Annotated in this window: 15 protein-coding genes and 1 riboswitch; of the genes, 7 read left to right on the top strand and 8 right to left on the bottom strand. The window is 72.9% G+C overall.

The window, feature by feature from the left end:
- Window positions 1-2 precede the first annotated feature (2 nt).
- The gene (locus ACFHW0_RS12750; protein WP_416607487.1) at window positions 3-644 is read left to right on the top strand and encodes a class I SAM-dependent methyltransferase; all 642 of its coding nucleotides are present in this window, start codon (window positions 3-5) and stop codon (window positions 642-644) included.
- A 187-nt stretch (window positions 645-831) separates the two neighbouring features.
- Here ACFHW0_RS12750 and ACFHW0_RS12745 read toward each other — a convergent pair whose 3' ends face one another.
- Complete coding sequence (locus ACFHW0_RS12745) at window positions 832-2,091, bottom strand: hypothetical protein (protein ID WP_416607486.1); 1,260 nt, start codon at window positions 2,089-2,091, stop codon at window positions 832-834.
- 491 nt (window positions 2,092-2,582) lie between these two features.
- On the opposite strand from ACFHW0_RS12745, the gene ACFHW0_RS12740 reads away from it, so the two are divergent.
- A complete protein-coding gene (locus ACFHW0_RS12740; RefSeq protein ID WP_416607527.1) occupies window positions 2,583-4,667 on the top strand; it encodes a DNA gyrase/topoisomerase IV subunit B in 2,085 nt (694 codons plus the stop codon).
- 29 nt (window positions 4,668-4,696) lie between these two features.
- Window positions 4,697-7,186 (top strand): DNA gyrase/topoisomerase IV subunit A, encoded by a 2,490-nt coding sequence (locus ACFHW0_RS12735; protein WP_416607485.1) that lies wholly within the window; start codon window positions 4,697-4,699, stop codon window positions 7,184-7,186.
- A gap of 303 nt (window positions 7,187-7,489) precedes the next feature.
- Here the strand turns inward: ACFHW0_RS12735 and ACFHW0_RS12730 are convergent, their stop codons facing one another.
- The 3 genes from ACFHW0_RS12730 to ACFHW0_RS12720 all read right to left on the bottom strand — a co-directional run bounded on the left by ACFHW0_RS12730 (window position 7,490) and on the right by ACFHW0_RS12720 (window position 11,164).
- On the bottom strand, window positions 7,490-8,860 hold the full coding sequence (locus ACFHW0_RS12730; protein ID WP_416607484.1) for a uracil-xanthine permease family protein: 1,371 nt from the start codon (window positions 8,858-8,860) through the stop codon (window positions 7,490-7,492).
- A 290-nt stretch (window positions 8,861-9,150) separates the two neighbouring features.
- Window positions 9,151-9,786 carry an alpha-ketoglutarate-dependent dioxygenase AlkB gene (locus tag ACFHW0_RS12725; protein WP_416607483.1) on the bottom strand — a complete coding sequence of 212 codons (636 nt, stop codon included), beginning with the start codon at window positions 9,784-9,786 and terminating at the stop codon, window positions 9,151-9,153.
- Window positions 9,787-9,838: 52 nt separating this feature from the next.
- On the bottom strand, window positions 9,839-11,164 hold the full coding sequence (locus tag ACFHW0_RS12720) for a polysaccharide pyruvyl transferase family protein (protein WP_416607482.1): 1,326 nt from the start codon (window positions 11,162-11,164) through the stop codon (window positions 9,839-9,841).
- Between the two features lie 311 nt (window positions 11,165-11,475).
- Between ACFHW0_RS12720 and ACFHW0_RS12715 the strand changes: the two genes are divergently transcribed.
- From ACFHW0_RS12715 to ACFHW0_RS12705, 3 genes are all read left to right on the top strand, one after another.
- Window positions 11,476-12,810 carry an acyltransferase family protein gene (locus tag ACFHW0_RS12715; RefSeq protein WP_416607481.1) on the top strand — a complete coding sequence of 445 codons (1,335 nt, stop codon included), beginning with the start codon at window positions 11,476-11,478 and terminating at the stop codon, window positions 12,808-12,810.
- Between the two features lie 268 nt (window positions 12,811-13,078).
- Window positions 13,079-13,219, top strand: a riboswitch (cyclic di-AMP (ydaO/yuaA leader).
- A gap of 228 nt (window positions 13,220-13,447) precedes the next feature.
- On the top strand, window positions 13,448-14,293 hold the full coding sequence (locus ACFHW0_RS12710) for a C39 family peptidase (protein ID WP_416607480.1): 846 nt from the start codon (window positions 13,448-13,450) through the stop codon (window positions 14,291-14,293).
- Between the two features lie 105 nt (window positions 14,294-14,398).
- Window positions 14,399-15,142: an alpha/beta fold hydrolase gene (locus tag ACFHW0_RS12705; protein WP_416607479.1), complete on the top strand. Its 744-nt coding sequence runs from the start codon at window positions 14,399-14,401 to the stop codon at window positions 15,140-15,142.
- Between the two features lie 22 nt (window positions 15,143-15,164).
- On the opposite strand, the gene ACFHW0_RS12700 is transcribed toward ACFHW0_RS12705, so the two are convergent.
- The 4 genes from ACFHW0_RS12700 to ACFHW0_RS12685 form a co-directional block, all read right to left on the bottom strand.
- Window positions 15,165-16,889 (bottom strand): CDP-glycerol glycerophosphotransferase family protein, encoded by a 1,725-nt coding sequence (locus ACFHW0_RS12700; protein WP_416607478.1) that lies wholly within the window; start codon window positions 16,887-16,889, stop codon window positions 15,165-15,167.
- A 36-nt stretch (window positions 16,890-16,925) separates the two neighbouring features.
- A complete protein-coding gene (locus ACFHW0_RS12695) occupies window positions 16,926-18,428 on the bottom strand; it encodes a D-ribitol-5-phosphate cytidylyltransferase (RefSeq protein WP_416607477.1) in 1,503 nt (500 codons plus the stop codon).
- 144 nt (window positions 18,429-18,572) lie between these two features.
- The gene (locus ACFHW0_RS12690; protein WP_416607476.1) at window positions 18,573-19,388 is read right to left on the bottom strand and encodes an ABC transporter ATP-binding protein; all 816 of its coding nucleotides are present in this window, start codon (window positions 19,386-19,388) and stop codon (window positions 18,573-18,575) included.
- The gene (locus ACFHW0_RS12685; protein WP_416607475.1) at window positions 19,381-20,277 is read right to left on the bottom strand and encodes an ABC transporter permease; all 897 of its coding nucleotides are present in this window, start codon (window positions 20,275-20,277) and stop codon (window positions 19,381-19,383) included. The genes ACFHW0_RS12690 and ACFHW0_RS12685 overlap by 8 nt, the downstream gene beginning before the upstream one ends.
- Before the next feature lie 151 nt (window positions 20,278-20,428).
- Here ACFHW0_RS12685 and ACFHW0_RS12680 point away from each other — a divergent pair, with 151 nt between their 5' ends.
- Window positions 20,429-21,109 carry a TetR/AcrR family transcriptional regulator gene (locus ACFHW0_RS12680; protein ID WP_416607474.1) on the top strand — a complete coding sequence of 227 codons (681 nt, stop codon included), beginning with the start codon at window positions 20,429-20,431 and terminating at the stop codon, window positions 21,107-21,109.
- Window positions 21,110-21,169 lie beyond the last annotated feature (60 nt).

The raw sequence follows: 21,169 nt of genomic DNA, 5'->3' as shown, positions 1-21,169 counted from the left end.
CGATGTCCCGTGGTGCGGTCTCCCATCCGGTGTTCGCCCGGGTGTTCGCGCGGGCGAGCGCGGCGATGGACGCCGCCGGCGCGGCCGCCCACCGCCGTCGGCTCGTCGCCGGCCTGGCGGGCCGGGTGGTCGAGGTCGGCGCCGGCAACGGCCGCACCTTCGCCCACTACCCGGGCACCGTCGAGCGGGTGCTGGCGGTCGAGCCGGAGCCCCGGCTCCGGGCGGCGGCCCGGGAGGCGGCGGCCGGGGCGCCCGTACCCGTGGAGGTGGTCGACGGCCTCGCCGAGGCGCTGCCGGCGCCCGACGCCGACGCCGACGCGGTGGTGCTGTCCCTGGTCCTCTGCTCGGTGGCCGACCAGGCCGCCGCGCTGCGCGAGGCCCGTCGGGTGCTGCGGCCCGGTGGGCAGGTGCGCTTCTTCGAGCACGTACGCGCGCAGACACCGGGCCTGCGCCGCGCGCAGCGACTGGTCGACGCGACCGTCTGGCCGTTGCTCTGCGGCGGCTGCCACACGGGCCGCGACACGGTGGGCGCGATCCGGGCCGCGGGCTTCACCGTCACCGAGCTGGACGCGTTCCGCTTCCCCGACAGCCGGCTCCCGGCCCCCGCCGCCCCGCACGTGCTCGGCGTGGCCACCCGCGACTGATCCACCCCGTCGGCGGCCTCCGACGCCCGCCCGCGACCCCGCCGGCGTCCTTGACGGCGTCGGCTGTTCGCGACGGCGTCGGCCGTTCGTGACCGCCTCGGCTGTCCGTGGCCGCGTCGGCCCGCCCGGCCCCGGACGCGGCGGAACCCCGCGCCGAGCGGCGCGGGGTTCCGGGACGCGGTCGCGGTCAGGAGACCGTGATCGAGCCGTCCCCGGCGCGGACGCAGGCCACGGAACGCGCACCGGTGGTGGCCGCGCCCGTCAGGCACTGCCCGAGCACCTGGTGGCCGGCGGCGTTCGGGTGCCACGACTCCTGGCAGGTCTGGAAGTAGCTCACGCAGGTGTTCGCGATCCGCTGGATGGCGATCTTGTCCTTGCCGGAGAGGCTGGTGACGAAGACGCCGTTCGGCGGGCTGTCCTGCAGGCGGATCGGGGTGGCCAGGGCGCCGGCCGGGCTGGTCCCCGACTCGCAGAGCCGGGCGCCGTCGAAGGCCCGCTGCACGTTGAGGTAGACCAGGTCCGCGCCGGGGAACTCGGCGGCCAGGGTGTCCCGGGTGGACTTCACGAGGGTGCCCAGCCCCTGCGAGAAGCGGTGCCCCGGCAGCAGGCTGGCCCGGTGGATCGGGCAGCCGGCCGCGTACCGCTCGGCGCCCAGCGCGCGGAACTTGTCCCGGGTGTCATCCCGGCTGTCCTCCTCGTGGAAGCGCGCCTCGAGGTCGAGCGGCAGCGGGTTGGTGTAGTCCTGCAGGACGATCCGGTGCTGACCGTCGGCGTCGATCTCGCGCAGCGTGGTGAGGAGCTGGCGTACGGCCGAGGTGGTCTCCGCGGTCGCGGCGCTCCACTGGGCGGCGGTGGCCAGGTCGGCGTCGGTGCAGGGCTTCTGCTCCACCGGCCCGCCCAGGTAGGCCCAGAACTCCCACCAGCCGGTCCAGGCGTCGGCGATGAACCGGTTGGCGCACTTCTCCGCGACGTTGCCGAAGGTGAACGAGCTGTTGTTCGAGCCGAGCCCGAGCAGCACCAGGTCGATGTCGTGGGTCCGGCTGACCGCGCGCAGCTGGTCGAGCTGGGCGGCCACCTGTCGGCCGTTGGTCCGGGCCGAGGAGGCGGCGGCGATGTCGTGCGGCTGCCCGCCGGAGCAGGCGAGGTTGAACCGGTCCTGGATGCCCGGCAGGTTGGCCCGGTGCAGCGAGGCGTTGGCCGAGCGGTGGCAGAAGAACGCGTTGTTGTTCGCGGCGGTCCAGCCCGGGAAGCCCTGGGCGACCCCGTTGACGTCGGCCACCGGGGTGTACGCCCCGGCGCCCTCGCCGCTGATGAAGCTGTCGCCGAGCGCCACGGCGGCGGTGGGCGGGGCTGCCGAGGCCGGGGCGCTCAACCCGACGGCGGTCGACAGGGTGGCGGTGGCGACGGCGAGCGCCGCCGCGAGTGCGGTACGACGGAACCTGGACATGACGTCCCCCATCTGTCCATCGAAACGTGAAAGATCCTCCGAGGGCGCGATCAGATCACCCCGGCACGACGGGCGTCAATGGCCCGTAACAAAATCTTTCTCGGCGGGACACACCCGCCCCGGCCGCGCCCCCGCCGCCGTCGGCGGTCGGAGCGCCCGGCCCGGGGCGTCGGCGGCACGGTGTCCACGGCCGGTGCCGGCGGCCACCCGGCGCCCGGGGAGCCCGGCGTCCGGGGCGCCGTCCGCCGATGGGGAAGGCCGGCCACGGCCTCGTTGTTGTCCGGATGGAACCGCCCGCGGCCGGCTCGTTCGCAAACCGGTCAGGGTGGCGCCGACATGCCGGAACCGGACGGAACGCGTTACCCTCCCGCCCGGGGCCCGCCCCACGACGAGGCGCGTGCCTCGCTGCGGGGCGCCGTCGTCCTGTCGCATCTCCCGGTTAGGCTCGCTGCGGCGCGCCGGCCGACCGACGACGTCGGACGCGGCACCACATCGCCGAGACCTGGGAGTACGACCAGTTGACCGCAGAGCCTGAGACCCTGTACGGGGCCGACGACCTCACGCACCTCGAGGGGCTGGACGCCGTCCGCAAGCGGCCCGGCATGTACATCGGCTCCACCGACAGCCGTGGCGTGGGTCACCTCGTCAACGAGATCCTCGACAACTCCACGGACGAGGGCGTCGCCGGCCACGCCACGAAGGTGGAGGTGACGCTGCACGCCGACGGCTCGGTCCAGGTCGACGACGACGGTCGGGGCATCCCCACCGACGTGCACGCCAAGTCCGGCATCTCCGGCGTCGAGCTGGTGCTCACCCGGCTGCACGCGGGCGGCAAGTTCGGCGGCTCCGGCTACAAGACCTCCGGCGGTCTGCACGGCGTGGGCGCCTCGGCGGTCAACGCGCTGTCCCGTCGGTTCGACGTCACCGTCCGCCGGGGCGGCAAGGTCCACGCGATGTCGTTCCGGCACGGCGTGCCGGGAGTCTTCGACGGCGACGGCCCCGACGCCGCGTTCACCCCGGGCCCCGGGCTCCAGATCGTCGGTGCGATGAAGCGCGGCCAGCGCACCGGCACCTCGATCCGCTGGTGGCACGACGCGCGCTACTTCGAGACCGGCGCCTCCCTGGACGCCGACGCCGTGCGGACGAAGCTGCGCAACACGGCGTTCCTGGTGCCAGGCGTGAACTACACGCTGCGTGACCACACCGGCGAGGAGCCGACCGAGGAGAGCTTCCACTACCCCAACGGGCTGACCGACATGGTGGAGTTCCTCGCCCCGGCCGGCGACCGGCCCGTCTCCGGCATGCTGATGGTCACCGGCGAGGGCACCTACCGGGAGAACGCCGCCGACGCCAACGGGGTCATGCAGTCCAACGTGCAGCGTCGGGCCGAGGTCGAGGTGGCCTTCCGCTGGGGCACCGGTTACGAGCGCACCGTCGAGTGCTTCACCAACACCATCCGCAACGCGCACGGCGGCACCCACCGCAAGGGCTTCGAGCGGGGCCTGGCGCGTACCCTCGCCGACGCCGTCCGCAACACCCGTGGCCTGCTCAAGGCCAAGGAGGACCCGCCCACCCTGGACGACGTCCTGGAGGGCATGACCGCGGTCGTGCACGTCCGGATCCCGGAGCCGCAGTTCACCTCGCAGACGAAGGACGAGCTCTCCACCGCCGGCATCACCAAGGTGACCCAGGCGCTGGTCGAGCAGCACCTGAAGGCGTGGCTGGAGGACCGCCGGACCAAGGCCGAGGCGCGTACGGTCCTCCAGAAGATCGTCGACGCGGCGCGCGTACGGCTGACCCAGAAGCAGCAGAAGGACGCCGCCCGCCGCAAGACCGCCCTGGAGGGCGCGTCGATGCCGCCCAAGCTGGTCGACTGCCGGGCCGCCGGCATCGAGCGCAGCGAGCTGTTCATCGTGGAGGGGGACAGCGCCCTCGGAACGGGTCGACTTGCCCGATCTGCCGAATATCAGGCGCTTCTTCCGATCCGGGGCAAGATCCTCAACGTGCAGAAGGCCAACCTCCAGCAGGTGCTGGACAACGCCGAGTGCGCGGCCATCGTGCAGGTGCTCGGCGCCGGCTCCGGCCGCACGTTCGACCTGTCCGCGATGCGCTACGGCCGAGTGCTGATCATGGCGGACGCCGACGTGGACGGCGCGCACATCCGCACCCTGCTGATCACGCTCTTCGCCCGCTACATGCGACCGCTGATCGAGGCCGGCCGCCTCTACGCGGCGATGCCGCCCCTGCACAAGATCACCACCAGGGGGCGCAACCCGCAGACGATCTACACCTACACCCAGGCGGAGATGGAGGCGACGGTCCGCAAGCTGGAGAAGGCCGGCAAGCAGATCGTCACCCCGATCCCGCGATTCAAGGGTCTCGGCGAGATGGACGCTGACGAGCTGTGGGAGACGACGATGAACCCGGCCACCCGGGCCGTCCGCCGGATCACCCTCGACGACGTCGACGCCGCCGAGCGGATCCTCGAACTGCTGATGGGGGAGAAGGTCGAGCCGCGCCGCAACTGGCTGATCGACTCCGCCGACCGGGTCGACCGCGAGGCGATCGACGCATGAGCACCGCCCGCCGAGAGGGAAGCTGAACGATGGCACGCCGCAAGGACGACCGCGCCAAGGTGGACCTGTCCGCCTTCGACCAGGCCGGCGCGCGGGTCTTCGACAACCCGCTGGTCACCGAGGTCTCCGACTCCTACCTGGAGTACGCCTTCTCGGTGATCCACTCCCGGGCCCTGCCCGACGCCCGCGACGGCCTCAAGCCGGTGCACCGGCGCATTCTCTGGTCCATGTACGAGCAGGGCCACCGCCCCGACCGGGGGCACGTGAAGTCCGCGCGCATCGTCGGCGACGTGATGGGCAAGTACCATCCGCACGGCGACACCGCGATCTACGACGCGATGGTGCGCCTGGCGCAGGACTTCTCGCTGAACGCGCCCCTCATCGACGGGCACGGCAACTTCGGCAGCCCGGACGACGGGCCGGCGGCGTCGCGCTACACCGAGGCGCGCATGTCGCGCGAGGCGATGCTGCTCGTCGGCGAGTTGGGCGAGGACACGGTCGACGTCGAGCCCAACTACGACGGCTCGCTGACCCAGCCCACCGTGCTGCCCGCCGCGTTCCCCAACCTGCTGGTCAACGGCGCGTCGGGGATCGCGGTCGGCATGGCGACCAACATGATCCCGCACAACCTCGGCGAGGTCGTCTCCGCCGCCCGCTGGCTGATCAACCATCCGGACGCCACGCTCGACAAGATCATGGAGTTCGTCCCCGGTCCGGACCTGCCCACCGGTGGCGTGCTGCTCGGGCTCGACGAGGTGCGGCGGGCCTACGAGACCGGGCGCGGCGTCGTCCGGATGCGGGGCAAGGTCGAGATCGGCCCGCTGGAGGGCAGCCGGGGCCGGCAGGCGATCACCGTCGTGGAGCTGCCGTACGGCATCGGTGCGGAGAAGGTCATCGCGGCCATCACCAACGAGGTCAACAAGACCAAGCGGCTCACCGGCATCGCCGACGTCAAGGACCTCACCGACCGGGAGAGCGGCACCCGCCTGGTGATCGAGTGCAAGGTGGGGGTCAACCCGCAGGCGTTGCTCGCCGACCTCTACCGGCTCACCCCGCTGGAGCAGTCGTTCGGCGTCAACAGCCTGGTGCTGGTCGACGGGCAACCGCAGACCCTCGGGCTGAAGGCGCTGCTGGAGGTCTTCCTGGCCCACCGCTACGAGGTCGTGACCCGGCGCAGCTCGTACCGCCGACGCAAGCGCCAGGAGCGGCTGCACCTGGTCGACGGCCTGCTGGTCGCCCTGCTCGACATCGACAAGGTGGTCAAGCTGATCCGGGGCAGCGACGACGCGCAGGCCGCCAAGGACGGCCTGATGCGCCAGTTCGGCCTCTCGGATATCCAGGCCACCTACATCCTGGACACTCCGCTGCGCCGGTTGACCAAGTACGACCGGATCGAGCTGGAGGCCGAGCAGGAGAAGCTCCGCAAGGAGATCGCCGAGCTCTCCACCATCCTCGACGACCCGAAGGTGCTGAAGAAGGTCGTCTCCGACGAGCTGGCGGCGGTGGTGAAGCAGTTCGGCGCGCCGCGCCGCACCACGCTCGTCGACGGGGACCTCAAGGAGGTGCTGGCCGCGTCCGCGCCGGCCGGCCCGCTGGAGGTCGCCGACGACCCCTGCCAGGTGATCCTCTCCGCGACCGGGCTGGTCGCCCGGACGGCGGCCGAGTCGGAGGAGGCGTCCGAGGGACGCCGGCGGCACGGCCGGGTCAAGCACGATGCCGTACGCGCCGTCGTGCACTCCACCGCCCGGGGGCGGGTGCTGCTGGTGACCAGCGCCGGGCGCGCGTTCAAGGTCGACGTGCTGCCGCTGCCGGTCCTGCCCGAGCAGGCGGGGACGGTGTCACTGCGCGGCGGAATGGCCGCCGCCGAGCTGGTGCCGCTGGAGTCGGGGGAGACCGTGGTCGGGCTGGCACCGCTCGGGCCGACGGCCGAGGGCTCCCCGGGCCTCGCCCTGGGCACCCGGCAGGGCGTGGTCAAGGTCTGCGCGCCGGAGTGGCCCGTCCGCTCGGACGAGTTCGAGGTGATCGGCCTGCGGGAGGGCGACGAGGTGGTCGGGGCGACCTGGCTCACCGACGGCGCGGAGACGCTCACCTTCGTCACCTCGGAGGCGTCGCTGCTGCGGTTCGCCGCCGGACTGGTCCGGCCGCAGGGGACCAAGGGCGGCGGCATGTCGGGCATCAACCTGCCCGCCGGCGCCCGGGTGGTGTTCTTCGGTGCGGTCCGCACCGACGACCCGGGCCACGGCGAGCCGATGGTGGTCACCTCCACGGGCGCCACGGTGAAGGTCACGCCGTTCCAGGCGTACCCGGCGAAGGGGCGGGCGACCGGCGGGGTGCGCGCCCACCGCTTCCTCAAGGGTGAGACCGACGTGGCCGTCGCCTGGGTCGGGCCGCGTCCGGTGGCCGCCACCGCCACGGGTGAGCCGGTGGAGCTGCCGGCGGCGGACCCGCGCCGCGACGGCTCCGGCTTCGCCGTGATGCTGGGCCCCACCGTCGTCGGCCACCAGATCGAACGCGACTGACCCGCCCGCAGGAAGGGCCGGCTGCATCGCAGCCGGCCCTTCCTGCTGCCCGCGTCCAGCCCCGCTCGACGGGACGCTGACACTCCCGCCCCGTCCGACCCGGCCACGCCCGACCTGGCCCCACCGGCCCTTGCCCGGCCTGGCCCCACCGGGCCCTTGCCCGACCTGGCTCCGGCCGCTCCGCCCGCCGGTTCACCTGCCGCCGTCGATCATGAGGTTGGCTGGTCGAGATCGGGCATATTGCCCCGCTAACTCCATGATCACCCCGCCAAGGCGGGGGGCGGGGTCGGGGTCGGGGTGGGGTCAGCGGGTCGGGGTGGGGTCGGGGGTCGGGGTGGGGTCGGGGGTGTGGTGGGGGGTGGGGGTGGTGCCGCGCAGGTGGGCCACCAGGCGCATGCCGTGGTAGACGGCGAGGGCGGCGGCGGTGCCCAGGGCGATGCCGTTGAACGAGAGGTCGCCGGCGGTGAGGGTGTAGTTGGCCGCGCCGACGATCACCGCGACGGCGGCGGTCAGCAGGTTCACCGGATCGTGGAAGTCCACCCGGTTCTCGATCCAGATCCGTGCGCCGAGGATGGCGATCAGGCCGTACAGGGCGGTGGTGGCGCCGCCGAGCACGCCGGCCGGCACGGTGAGGATCAGCGCGCCGAACTTCGGGCTGAGCCCGAGCAGCACCGCCGTCAGGCCGGCCACCCAGTACGCGGCGGTGGAGTAGACCCGGGTCGCCGCCATCACGCCGATGTTCTCCGCGTAGGTGGTGGTGCCGGAGCCGCCGCCGGAACCGGCGAGCACCGTGGCCAGTCCATCGCCCATGAACGCCCGGCCCATGTCCCGGTCCAGGTTGCGGCCGGTCATCGCGGCTACCGCCTTGACGTGCCCGGCGTTCTCGGCGATCAGCACCAGGATCACCGGGATCACCAGCACGACCGCGCGCAGGCTGAAGCTCGGCGCGTGGAACTCGGGCAGACCGACCCACGCGGCGTCCCGCAGGCCGTCGACCGCCTTCGGATCCAGGTCGCCGAGCACGGCGGCGAGCACCCAGCCGACCACCACCCCCAGCAGGATGGACAGCCGGGCCAGGAAGCCCCGGAAGGCCACCGTGGCGAGCAGGATGGCGGCCAGGGTCACCACCGCGATCAGCGGCTGGGCCTTCACGCCGGTGCCGCTCCCGTCGCCGTCCCAGGCGACGGGGGCGAGGTTCAGGCCGATCAGCGCGACGATCGCCCCGGTGACCACGGGCGGCATCAGCGCGTCGATCCAGCGCGAACCGGCGAGCTGGACGACCAGCCCGACGGCGGCCAGCGCCACGCCGGCGACGACGATGCCGCCGAGCGCCGGGCCGATGTCGCCGCCGGCCTTGGCCGCCAGCACGGGCGCGATGAAGGCGAAGGACGAGCCGAGGTACGAGGGCAGCCGGTTGCCGGTGATCAGCAGGAACAGCAGCGTGCCGAGCCCGGAGAAGAAGAGCGTGGTGGCCGGCGGGAAGCCGGTGATGAGCGGCACCGTGAAGGTGGCGCCGAACATCGCGACGACGTGCTGCACGCCGACGCCGAGGGTGCGCGGCCAGGAGAGGCGTTCGCCGGGGTGGACCACGTCGCCGGGGCGGATGGACCGGCCGTCGCCGTGGACCGCCCACGCGGACCAACGGGAGCGCGGCTCGGTGGAGGACTGGGTCATGGAACGCCCTTCGCGTCGTGAAGAGGTGACGGGGGCGCAGGTGAAACCCAGGAGTCGTTTCTAGCAGAGGCCCGGCCCGGCCCGGCCGGTGGCCCGGCGGCGGCCCGGCCCCTGGACCGGCGGGGGCCCGGCCCCTGGACCGGCGGGGGCCCGGCCCCTGGACCGGCGGGGGCCCGTCCGGTGGCCTGGCCGTCCAGTGGCCTGGCCGGGCCGGTGGGCTGGCGGGGGCACGGCCGGCGGCCTGGGCGGAGCCGTTTCGGCCCACGGCCGGTTGCCGCCCGTCGGGCGGGTCAGGCGACGCCTGCGGGGCGGAACTGCACGCTGACCCGGGGGCCGACGGGGCGGGTGGTCTTGGGTACGGCGTGCTCCCAGGTGCGCTGGCAGGAGCCGCCCATCACCACGAGGTCGCCGTGGCCGAGTGGGAAGCGCAGGCTGTCGCCGCCACCACGGGGCCGCAACAGCAGGGAGCGCGGCGAGCCGAACGAGACGATGGCGACCATGGTGTCGGTGTGCGCGGAGCGGCCCTGGGTGTCGCCGTGCCAGGCGACGCTGTCCCGGCCGGAGCGGTAGAGGCACATGCCGGCGGTGACGAAGGGCTCGCCGAGCTCGGGGGCGTAGTGCCGGGTGAGGGCGGCGCGCGCCTCGGTGAGCAGCGGGTGGGGCAGCGGGCGGTGCCCGGCGTACCAGCAGAGCAGCCGGGGGACGTCGACCTCGGCGTCGTACATCGTGCGGCGCTCGGCCCGCCAGGGGACGTCGCGCAGCAGGACGTCGAAGACCTGGTCGGAGCCGGTGACCCAGCCGGGCAGGTGGTCGACCCACGCGCCGCGGGTGAGCGGGTGCCGGCGCAGCCGGTCGGCCAGCGGGCTCAGCGACGGTCCGGCGGCGGTGAGGTCGAACATCGACGGCTGGTAGGTGGCCCCGGTCATCCGCCCAGCGTACCCGCCATGTTGGTACAGGTGTACGGAAGGAGGCGGCGCCTCAGCGGTTCAGCATCCGGCGCACCCGGCCACCGATCACCTGCTTGACCCGGGTCTGCAGGCGCTGCCCGCGCAGCGTCTCCGTCTCCTTGCGCAGCTCGACGTTGCGGTCGCGCAACCACTGGATCCGCTCCAGCAGCGCGTCGGGGGCGGTGGCGGCGGCCGGGCGTACGGCGGGCGGGAAGGTGGTGGACCGCACCTGCGCGTCGAACCGGGCCGCGCTGTCGCCGTCGGCGAAGGCGTTGCCCAGGTCGTGCTTGGCGAGGAAGGCCAGCATCGTCTCGTAGCGCGACCTGTGGCCGGCGTTGAGCGCCGTGTAGTCCGCCTCCTCGTAGAGCTGGGCGGCGTCGACGTCGACCGGCACCTCCTTCATCACCCGGTGCGGGATGTCGAAGTACCGGGCGAGTTCCAGGGTGCGCGAGTCGTGCGCGAAGAGGTAGCCGGGCGTGCCGGAGACCAGCGCGGTGATGGTGCCGTGGATGCGGGTGCCGAAGGCGAACTCGAACCCGGAGAGGTAGTCCATCCAGGTCCAGGGGTCGACGAACATCCGCACCTTGTCCTCGGTGAACAGCGGGTGCGAGGTGTGGATCGGGATCTGGCTGGTCCTGCCCCGGTCCCCGGGGGCGTCGCCGTAGAGCAGCGTGCCGAGCGTCTTGAGGTCCTGCGGCAGGTAGCGCAGGTTCGGGTACCGGGCGTGGTGCCGGGCGATGATCTCCGCCATCGACTTCACGTACGGCGAGACGGTGAGCGCGAGCCGGTCGTCGGGCGACAGCGACGCCTTCCTCTTCTCCACCCGCAGGCTGTCGCCGTGCAGGAACATCGACGGGCAGCCGATCACGTCGACAGCCGAGAAGCCCAGGGTGCGCAGGTAGTCCCGGGTGATCTCGCCCCGGACGCCGATGCTGTGCGAGCGGTCGAGGACCGCCCGTACGAACCGGGTCACGACGTCGTCGATCGGACGGAGGTACTCCCGGTCACCGTTGACGTCGGTCTGTACGCCCACCCCGAGCACCACCACCGGGATCTTCAGCTGCTCGATGAGCTTCGCCATGGTCTCGACGCGGTGGGCGTAGCTGCGGCGGAAGGCGTTGGCGAGCGGTACGACGTAGACGTCGTAGCGTTCGTTGATCATGTCGGCGTCGCGTGGGTTGATCCTGAACTCGGTCGAGGTGATCTCGGCGGTGGCGGTGCGCAGGAGCTTGTGGGCGGCGTGGCTGAAGACGAGGTTGCCGTTGTTCTCGCCGATCCAGTTCCGTTCGTGCGTCTCCTCCGGCGAGTAGACGTCGAACGGGCCCTTCTTCGCCCGCATCAGGATCCGCTGGTGCATTCGTCCCCGCCTCTCGTCACCTTCGGGTCTGGGAATACTAGCCACCGATCGACCGGAACCCGGATGGCCGCCGCTGTCGTCACGGGCGGGGACGGAACGGTCACCGAGGGATGGGAGGAGCGGGGATTTCGGCACCGGACAGAACGGGCACTCGCGGACGGGACGGAACAGAGCCTCAGGTCCGGCGGGTAGGGTGCCCGGCGGGGCGGCGCCGACCGGTGGGCCGCCACGGGGCCCCTCGGGGCGCCTGAGGACGGGGTCGAGGAGGAGACGTACGTGCTGGTGACCCTGCGGATCGTCGGGATGCCGGCATGAACGACGCCGCGACCGCCGCGCCGGCCGTCCGGCCCGCGTCCCCGGCCAGCCGCCTGCCGTCGCTGACCGGGCTGCGCTGGGTCGCCGCCCTGCTCGTCTTCGGGTTCCACGTCGCGACGATGGGCATCATCGCCGAGCCCGGCCAGAAGGCCGTCGTGGACTGGGCCTTCGCCCTCGGCCTGTCGGGCGTGCAGTTCTTCTTCATCCTCAGCGGCTTCGTGCTGGTCTGGTCGGCCCGACCCACCGACACCCGTCGGGCGTTCTGGCGGCGCCGGGTGGCCAAGATCTGGCCGAGCCACGTGGTGCTGTGGGTGGCAGCCCTGGCGGTCGCGGCCTGGTTCGCCGACCCGGTGGACCGGTTCGTCGCGGTGGAGAACCTGTTCCTCCTCCAGGCGTGGGACCCCCGGCCGGGCCACTTCTACAGCATCAACACCGTCAGCTGGTCGCTGTCCTGCGAGTTCTTCTTCTACCTCTGCCTGCCGTTGGCGCTGCCGCTGATCCGCCGGGCCCGACCGTGGGCGCTGTGGGCCGTCGTGGTCGCGGTGCCGCTGCTCATCCTGGCGCTCTGGCCGGCCCAGGCGCTGGTGCCGGAGGAGAGCCGCTGGTGGTTCACCCAGGTCTTCCCGCCGGTGCGGTCGCTGGAGTTCTGGATGGGCGTGGCCGCCGCCGAGCTGATGCGGCGCGGCCGGTGGCGTGGGCCGGGCCTGCCGCTGGCCAGCCTGGTCTTCGTAGCGACGTGGGTGGTCGCCGCGCAGTGGGTCCGCGCCGAACTGTGGGCGGCGCTGCTCTCGGTGGCGTACGTCCTGGTCATCGCCGCGGCGGCGGACGCGGACGTGCGCGGGCGGCGCTCGCCGTGGCGGTCCCGTCCGATGGTCTGGCTGGGCGAGGTCTCCTTCGCCTTCTACCTGGTGCACGTCCTGGTGATGATCACCGTCCTGCGGCTCACCGGCGACTGGGGCGTCGGCTTCACCGGCTGGTGGGGGCCGGTGGTGGTGCTCGGCTTCCTGCTGGTCAACCTGGCCCTGGCCGGTCTGTTGCACCGCGTCGTCGAGACGCCGATGATGCGGTTGCTCACCCCGCGCAGGCCGGCCCGGGCGACGCCCCGTGACGGGGGCGACGCCGGGACGCACCCCGGCGGCCCCGGGGCGACGCCGCCGGGGGAGCGGGGCAACGCCGTGCCGCGCCCCCGGGCCGCCGACCCGCACGACGACCACCGACCGGCGTACGTCGACTCGCGCCGACCGGGAGCGGGTGCTCGACATCTGCGAGCGTCAGCCTGCTCGGCCCGGCGGCCGGAGTGTCCGCCGACGAAATCCCGACCGTTTCCGTGACGCCGGTCACCACGTCGGCGAATCGGTCATCCGGCGCGGCCCGGCTGATTCCCGCCGGGGTTTCGGCGCCGATGTCCGCCACTCGTCCCGTTGTCACCCGGAGGCGCCCGCATAAACGGTCGTCCCATTGAGTCGTGTCAGTGGCGAAGTGCCCGCAAAAACCGTCTCCCGATCAAGGTTTAGGCAGGTGGGACGGGGTTGGCAGGGCGCGGACCGGCCAGTAATGTCGGCGCGTCCGGTGCGGTACCCGATCGCCCAGAGGCGACGCCGCGCCGACCCGCCTAATCGTGAACGACGAACCGGGGACCCAGTGCTTGTTGGGGTGAATCCGTGGGCCGTGGGCCCGTGGTAGGGCGTTCTTCCCGCCCGAATCCGTCAGCTAACCCGGTCGGCGGTGTCGGAAGGAGTTCCATCCCCATGCCACACCCGTCCACCCCTCGGTTGTTCCGCCGTCTCCACGGCGCCGCGGTGCCCGCGCTCGTCCGCCCGCAGGTCACGAGCTGACCCACCGGTCACCGTCCGTCGCCCGGCATCCCGGGCGCATCCCCTGAGTGGTCCACCACCCGCCCGGACGCCCGTCCGCGCGGTCGGTCCGCCCTGCCCTCGGCGCGGACCGACGGCCGCTCGCCCCCAGCCCGTGGAGGAAACCGTGAAGCACCACCTCAAGCGACAGCTGCGTCGCCTCACGTCCGAGCGCCCGTACCAGCTGGCCGCCGCGTCCGCCGCGGCGCTCGTGCTGGCGTCGGGCACGGGCGCGCTGTTGGCCGGAGCCGACGAGGCCCCCGCCGCCGCGCAGGCCCCGGTGGCCGCGACCGAACTGCGGGACGACACCGCGGCCTCGCGCAGCCAGGCCAGGGCCGCGACCGCCCCGTCCAGCGCCGCCCCGGCCGCGTCCAGCGCGGCCCCGTCGGCCCGCGCCTCCAGCGCCGCCCCGGACCCGGACCTGACCCGCAAGCCGGAGCCGCCGAAGCCCCCGGCCGCCAAGACCCTGGACTACGACTACCAGGCCCAGACCACCTTCTACAACTGTGGTCCGGCGGCCGTCCGGCACGCCCTCAGCGCCGCCGGCATCGCGCGCAGCCAGGACGCCCTCGGTGCCCAGTTGGGTACCGACCAGATGGGCACCGACTCGGCCCAGGACACCACCCGCGTGCTGAACGCGGTGGTGAAGGGCGACCCGTACCGGACTCGGATGATCCCTGGTGGCGCGGCCACCCCGGCCCAGATGGACCGGCTCCAGGCTGACGTCGTCGCGGCCATCGCCGACGGGCGGGGCGTCGTGGTCAACGTCGCCGGCAGCGCCACGGACACCGACGGCGGCTGGCACTCCTTCCCCGGCGGCCACTACATCGCCGTGGTCGGCTACCAGGACGAGGGGCGGCTGGTGAAGATCGCCGACTCGGCGAACCCGGCGACCGCCTCGTACTGGATCAGCACCATCGCCCTGGCGAACTGGGCGGCCACCCGCGGCTACTCCGCCTGAGCGACACCGTCGGGCGTCGGCCCCCGGATTCCGGGGCCGACGCCCGATGTCGTGTCCGGGTCACGGCCCTCGCCCACGGCGTCCGGTGGGTGGCACACTGCGCCCATGATCGATGAATCGGGTGACCGGGACGGCCGGCGGGTGCTCCTGCTGCTGCACGGCATGGGTGCGACCGGCGACGTGTGGCTGCCCTGGGCGCCGCTGCTCGAGCGTCGGTGGGCGGGACGGTGGCTGGCGCCGGACCTCGCCGGCCACGGCTGGTCGCCGCCGCTGCCGGAGTACTCGTTCCCGGGGCTGGCCGCGCGGATCGCCGCGGGGCTCGCGGCGGGGGACCGGCTCGTCGTGCTGGGGCACTCCCTCGGCGGGGTGGTCGCTCTGGCACTGGCCGCCCGCAGCGCCGGGCTGCCCGTCGACGCCGTGGTCGGGCTCGGCATCAAGGCCGTCTGGTCGCCGGCGGAGCTGGCGAAGGCGGGTGAGTTGGCGGCCCGGCCGGTGACCTGGTTCGCCAGCCGGGACGAGGCCGCCCGCCGCTACCTGCGGGTGGCCGGCCTGACCGGGCTCTTCGCCCCGGACCATCCCGTCGTGGAGGCCGGGCTGCGGCAGGTCGACGGCCGCTGGCGGCTGGCGATGGACCCGGCCGCGTTCGGCGTGGGCGCGCCGGACCTGCCCGCCCTGCTGGCCGCGACCGACGTGCCCGTGCTGCTGGCCCGCGGCGAGCACGACCCCATGGTCACCGACGCCCAGCTCAAGGAGCTGGGCGTGCCGGTCGCCACCCTGCCCGGCCTCGGGCACAACGCCCACGTCGAGGCCCCCGAGGCGGTCCTGGACCTCGTCGACCCCTACCGCTGACCGTTCCCCACCCTGGGCGGCGTCAGGTGGCGGGGGAGAGCGTCGCCTCGTCCGGGTCGAGCGGCAGGCCGGCCCCGCCGGCGCGCGGGGCAGGTGCGTTCCACTCCCCGTCGAGCTGGCGCCGCGCGGCCTCCAGGAACGCCTCGGCGTACGACTCGGCGGGGAAGTCGCCCAGGTAGCGGCTCCGGGTGGCCCACCGCGCCGGGGCCAGCGGATCGGTGTCCAGCAGCGCGGTCAGCACCTCGTCCGCGTTGGACATGTCGCGCCGCAGCACGTAGCCCGACCCGGCGAGCGGGAACTGCTCACAGAACCGGTCGCCGGAGTCCACCATGTCGGTGACCGCGTACGGCTTGCCGGAGTAGAGGTAGTCGGAGATCACTCCGGACACGTCGGAGATCAGCGCGTCCGAGCGGTTCACGCACTCGGTGAGGGTCAGCTCGCGGCTGGCGGCGGCGCCGAAGACGTGCTGCCGGCCGCTGCGGGCCCGGTCCGCGGCCAGCAGCTCGGTGAGCCGGCCCAACTGCCGGGCGGAGGCCGGGTTCTGGGAGGTGTACGGGTGGGCGCGCAGGATCACCGTCGCGCCCCGGTCGAGCAGCCGGCGCAGCAGCGTCTCGGCCACCGGCAGGGAGCAGTAGTTCGCGTCCGCGTTGTGCCCGGTCCAGGTCGGCGTGTAGAGCACGGTCGGGTTGGTCCGGCCGTGCGCCGGCTCGGGGCGTACCTCGATCGACTCGACCTGCGGGCGGCCGACGACGACGAACTTCTCCGCCGGGATGTCCACCCCGGCGCGGGCGTACCGGTCGATGGCGGCCTGGCCGGCGACGAAGATCCGGTCGAAGATCGCCGAGACGGGGTTGGCGCTGGGGGCCTTGTCGCTGTCGCCGTGGTGCAGCTGGACGTGGGTCAGCTGGGTGAAGCGGATGCAGTGGCTGTTCTTCGCGCCGTGGTTGACGTAGAACGCCACCCGCAGGCTCGGCACCAGCGCCTCGTCCATCGCCCTGGTGGTGGGGCAGTAGACCACGGGCGCGCTGGTGGCGGCCGCGATCAACGGCAGGAACTCCGGCTCGCGCACCATCACCAGGAACGGCCGGCCGATCCGCTCCAGGTACGGCAGCCACATGGTGACCTGGTACTCCGAGCCGGGCGGCGCGGAGAAGTGGAGCAGGAACTCGGGCCGGTGCCGGCGCAGCGCGCGGGACACCGCCGAGCCGCCGGCGCCCGGCCGGAAGCGGCGCCGGACCAGGTCCAGCCCGACCGCCGCGGCACCGGCGGCGACCAGGGCGACCGCCGCCAGCGCGCCACCGGCCGGCAGGCCCGCGACGGCCGCCAGCGCCAGCAGGGCGAGCAGCCCCGCCAGGGCGTCGCCGAGGCGGGCGGCGACCAGCGGCGTCCAGGAGCGCACCGGCAGGTTCGCGGCGCGCACCTCCAGGCCGCCGGCGTCCCGCAGCGGGTTGACCAGCAGCACCAGCCCCAGCAGGACCAGGGCGATGACGGCCAGCGCGGGATCGAAGCCGGCGTCGAGGCGGCGGGCGTACCCGACCAGGATCGCCGCCGCGACCAGCGCGGTCTCGGCGGCGTTGTCGGCGCCCGGCCGCACCCGCCGCTCCCAGGTGGCCGCCGCGAGGGCGGCCACGGCCAGCCCCAGCCCCCAGCCGGTCGCGCCGGTCAGCGCGACGACGAGGAACGCCAGCACCGCCAGGCCGGTGGCCAGCGCGCGGGCGAGCAGCTTCCGAACCAGGTCACCACGCATGTCGGCTCCGTTTCCCGCCGTGGCCCGAAATCCGCGTCAGCCGGCGTCGACCGGGCTGGCGTCCCGCTCCACCCGCGCCGGCCCCGGCTGGGCCGGCACCTCGCCCGGCGCGCGGCGCACGTCGATGACCTGACCGGTCAGGTCCGAGATCAGCACGTCCAGCGACGACCGGGCGACGGTCTCGGCGGCGAGCAGGGTGTGCTCCGGCTCCTCGCCGAACGCCTTGGTGCGCATCGGGGTCGCGGTCCGCTCGGGGTTGACGCAGTTGACCCGTACGCCGAACTCCGCCCACTCGTCGGAGAGCGCCTGGGTGAGGTTGACCAGGGCCGCCTTCGTGGAGGAGTAGAGCGCGTAGCGGGCCCGGCCCCGGGTGTAGGAGCTGGAGGTGTAGAGCAGCAGCTGACCCTTGGTCTGCTGGAGGTAGGGCAGCGACTGGCGGGCCACGATGACCGGCCCCACGAAGTTGACCTGGAGCACCCGGTCCATGGTCTCCTGGTCCATCTCGGCGAGGGCGCCCTTCTCCAGGATGCCGGCGGTGACCACCACGTGGTCGATCCGACCGGTGGCCTCGAAGGCGGTCTTCAGCGCCGCCTCGACGTCCTCGGCGCGCTCGACGTGGGTGCCGGTGCTGGAGCGGCTGAACGGGAAGACCTGCGCGCCGTAGCGGCGGGCCAGCTCGGCGAGGTCGTGGCCGATGCCGTAGCTGCCGCCGAAGATCACGATGGTCCGGCCGGTCAGCTCCTCGGTGTAGCTGCGCTCGTCGGTCACCCGGGGCGCCTGCGCGGCGGCGAGCTGGAACAGCTTGTCCGCCAGGTGCACGTCGACCGGGTGGGTGACCTTGATGTTCTCGTCGGAGCCGTCGATGACCTTGATCGGCGTGCCGGGCAGGTAGCGCAGCACCACGCCGCAGTCGTCGGTGGCGGCGAAGTGCGGGTCGCCCTCGGCGAGCCGGTAGGCCTCGCGGATGGTGCCCGAGCGGAACGCCTGCGGCGTCTGGCCCCGGCGCAGCGAGGAGCGCACCGGGATGTCGGTGATGCAGTCGTCCTCGTCGACCTGGACGATCGTGTCGGCCGACGGGATGGCCACGTCGACCGCCGAGTACGTCCAGAGCGCGTTCACGCACTCCCGGACGATCCGGCCGCTCACCAGGGGCCGCACCGCGTCGTGGAAGAGGATGTTGCAGTCGCCCTCGCCGACGGCGTCGAGCGCGATCCGGGTGGTGGCGTTGCGGGTGTCGCCGCCCTCGATCACCTTGGTGACCTTGCGGAAGCCGGCCTTGTCGACGATCTGCTGGGCGTCGGCGACGTGGCCGGTGGCCATCAGCACGACGATCTCGTCGATCTCGGGCGCCGCCTCGAAGACCGCCAGGGTGTGCTCGATGATCGGCTTACCGGCGATCTTCAGTAACTGCTTCGGGATGCCGAGGCCCAGCCGGGTCCCGGTGCCGCCGGCCAGCACCACCGCCACCGTCCGCGAGGGCCGCCACGGCGCCGGATCTTCCGGTGCGGCGTCCGGGCCAGCGGTGTGGTCCTGCGTCATTGCCGAAGCCTCACTCTCAGGGTGCGTGGACAGAGGGTTCCGCCCGCGCGGCGACCGGATGAACCTTAACGCGGGGACCGCGCCGCCCCCACGGGGCGACGCGGTCGGCCGGCACCGGGCGGGTGCCGTACGTGCGCCGGGGCGCTACTTGCCGCTGAACGCCTCGTACTCGCGGACGACCTCGTCGGTCGGGCCATCCATGCGCAGGACGCCCGATTCCAGCCAGATCGTCCGCTCGCAGGTGTCCCGGATCGACGAGAGCTGGTGGCTGACGAGGAACACCGTGCCGGCGCCCTCCCGCAGCTCCCGCACCCGCCGCTCGCTGCGCTTGCGGAAGATCTTGTCGCCGGTGGCGAGGGCCTCGTCGATGAGCAGCACGTCGTGCTTCTTGGCCGCGGCGATGGAGAAGCGCAGCCGGGCCCCCATGCCGGAGGAGTAGGTGCGCATCGGCAGCGAGGCGAAGTCGCCCCGCTGGTTGATGCCGGAGAAGTCGATGATCTCCGGGGTCCGCCGCTGCACCTCCTCGGGTGACATGCCCATGGCCAGGCAGCCCAGCACGACGTTGCGCTCGCCGGAGAGGTCGTTGAGCAGGGCCGCGTTGACGCCGAGCAGCGACGGCTGCCCCTGCGTGTAGACCGCGCCGCGGTTGACCGGCAGCAGGCCGGCGATGGCGCGCAGCATGGTCGACTTGCCGGAGCCGTTGCTGCCGATCAGACCGATCGCCTCGCCCCGGTACGCGGTGAAGCTGACCCCCTTGACCGCGTGCACCTCCCGGACGTTCGGCGCCGAGGTGCGGCTCATGATCCGCTTGAGCGCGCCGACCGGGCCACCGCCCCCGCCGGCGCCCTTGTGGATCCGGTAGATGACGTGTGCGTCGTCCACCACCACGGTGGGGATGCGCTCCTGCACCTTGGGCAGCGTCACCGTCACGTCGTTGGAGGACTCGAAGTGCTCAACCACGGCCGTACTCCTGTTCGCCTCGCCAGAAGTAGATGAAACCTCCGACGCCCATCACGATCGCCCAGCCCAGCGCCGTCACCCAGAGCTGGAGCAGGGAGGAGCTGAGCGTCGGGGTGTTCTCCAGCAGCGAGACCCGGGCCAGCTCGATGTAGACCAGCGCCGGGTTGAGCTCGACCAGCCGGGAGGCCCAGGAGGGCAGCTGCTCGCTGAAGAGATCCACGCTGTAGAGCACCCCCGAGCCGTACATCCAGGCGCGCATGACGAAGGGCATGACCTGCTTGAGGTCCGCCAGCTTCGAGCCCATCCGGGCCATCGCCATGGTGAGCCCGGCGTTGAAGACCGTCTGGAGCAGGATCGCCGGCGGCAGCATCAGCCAGGCCAGGGTGATCGGTTCGCCGGTCACCAGCACGATGAGGAGGAGCACCACCATCGAGCCGAGCAGCTGCTGGAACTGGGTGATCGTCACGGCCAGCGGCAGGCAGGCCCGGGGGAAGTGCAGGGCCCGGATCAGGCCCAGGTTGCTGGTGATCGACTGCGTGCCGTTCTGCACCGCGGTCTGGGTGAAGTTGAAGATGAACAGACCGGTGCAGAGGTAGGCGATGAAGTTCGGGGTCCTGTCCTGCTCCAGCACCACGCCGAAGATCAGGTAGTAGACCGCCGCGTTGGTCAGCGGGGTGAGCACCTGCCACAGCTGTCCCAGCCGGGCGTTGCTGAACGACGCCACCAGCTTGGCGTTGGCGTACGCGGCGATGAAGTGCCGGTAGTGCCAGAGCTGCCCCGCGTATTCGCCCAGGGACGGCCGTTCGCCGGCGAACCGGAGACCGTAGCGCTGGGCGAGCTGGGCCCCGGTGAGCCCGGCATCCGGGTCCGCCACCGTGGTGTTGGCCATGGTTAGGCGCTCCGATCTCTTTCGTGCCAACGGGTTGCGCGCGACGACGGGAGAGCGTGGCCAGTGCGGAGCGCCGCCTCGTCGCCGGGCGAACCGTAGTGGAAAACACGTCGGGACGCAACCGTACCGTCGCTGCGCTACATTGTTGCACGTGAAGACCGATAAGAGGCGGGTGCCGGCCGGTGCGGCGGTGCTCCGTGACGACATCACCACGGCCATCCGCCGCGCGGTCACGCAGGAGCTGGCGGAGGTCGGCTACGGACGGTTGTCGATTGAGGCGGTGGCCCGGCGGGCCGGGGTCAGCAAGACGGCGATCTACCGCCGGTGGCGCTCCAAGCTCGAGCTGGTGCTGGACATGGTCTCCGCGGTCGCCGGGCGCAAGCTGCCGATGGTGGACGCCGGGAGCCTGCACGGGGACGTGGAGCTGCTGCTGCTCGTGGCCGCCGGTGCGCTACGCCACCCGCTCGCCTCGCAGATCATCCCGGACCTGCTCGCCGAGGCGGCGCGCAACCCGCAGATCGCCGAGACCCTCCAGCGGGCGCTGACCGGCTACCAGGACCGGGTCGGCGAGCTCGTGATCGGCCGGGCGGTCGAGCGGGGCGAGCTGCCGGCGGGAGCCGACCGGCGCGGCGCGGCGGATCTGATCGTCGGGCCGGTCTACTGGCGGCTGGCCATTTCCCGGACACCTCTTGACACGCCGGAGATCACGCGCATGGCCGCGGCGATCGTCGCGGCCCTGCGGGTAGCATGTACCGGTCCGTCCCTCGACGAGCCAGCGGTGTGGGACACCCGGTCCCTGACCGCTTCTGAACCCCACCGGGCCGGTGCGTGAACGTTGACCTCGTCGGTCTCGGCCTGATTCGCAACGGGCTAGTATCGCACCCCGAACCCC

This window comes from Micromonospora sp. LOL_025 (assembly GCF_048060285.1).
GTDB lineage: Bacteria > Actinomycetota > Actinomycetes > Mycobacteriales > Micromonosporaceae > Micromonospora.
This window is presented reverse-complemented; position numbering and strand designations above follow the sequence as displayed.

What these genes read in the sequence shown, in the direction of transcription:
- ACFHW0_RS12750 (WP_416607487.1), top strand. Translation starts at nt 3, where the DNA reads ATGTCCCGTGGTGCGGTCTCCCATCCGGTGTTCGCCCGGGTGTTCGCG.
- ACFHW0_RS12745 (WP_416607486.1), bottom strand. Translation starts at nt 2,091, where the DNA reads ATGTCCAGGTTCCGTCGTACCGCACTCGCGGCGGCGCTCGCCGTCGCC.
- ACFHW0_RS12735 (WP_416607485.1), top strand. Translation starts at nt 4,697, where the DNA reads ATGGCACGCCGCAAGGACGACCGCGCCAAGGTGGACCTGTCCGCCTTC.
- ACFHW0_RS12730 (WP_416607484.1), bottom strand. Translation starts at nt 8,860, where the DNA reads ATGACCCAGTCCTCCACCGAGCCGCGCTCCCGTTGGTCCGCGTGGGCG.
- ACFHW0_RS12725 (WP_416607483.1), bottom strand. Translation starts at nt 9,786, where the DNA reads ATGACCGGGGCCACCTACCAGCCGTCGATGTTCGACCTCACCGCCGCC.
- ACFHW0_RS12720 (WP_416607482.1), bottom strand. Translation starts at nt 11,164, where the DNA reads ATGCACCAGCGGATCCTGATGCGGGCGAAGAAGGGCCCGTTCGACGTC.
- ACFHW0_RS12715 (WP_416607481.1), top strand. Translation starts at nt 11,476, where the DNA reads ATGAACGACGCCGCGACCGCCGCGCCGGCCGTCCGGCCCGCGTCCCCG.
- ACFHW0_RS12705 (WP_416607479.1), top strand. Translation starts at nt 14,399, where the DNA reads ATGATCGATGAATCGGGTGACCGGGACGGCCGGCGGGTGCTCCTGCTG.
- ACFHW0_RS12700 (WP_416607478.1), bottom strand. Translation starts at nt 16,889, where the DNA reads ATGCGTGGTGACCTGGTTCGGAAGCTGCTCGCCCGCGCGCTGGCCACC.
- ACFHW0_RS12695 (WP_416607477.1), bottom strand. Translation starts at nt 18,428, where the DNA reads ATGACGCAGGACCACACCGCTGGCCCGGACGCCGCACCGGAAGATCCG.
- ACFHW0_RS12685 (WP_416607475.1), bottom strand. Translation starts at nt 20,277, where the DNA reads ATGGCCAACACCACGGTGGCGGACCCGGATGCCGGGCTCACCGGGGCC.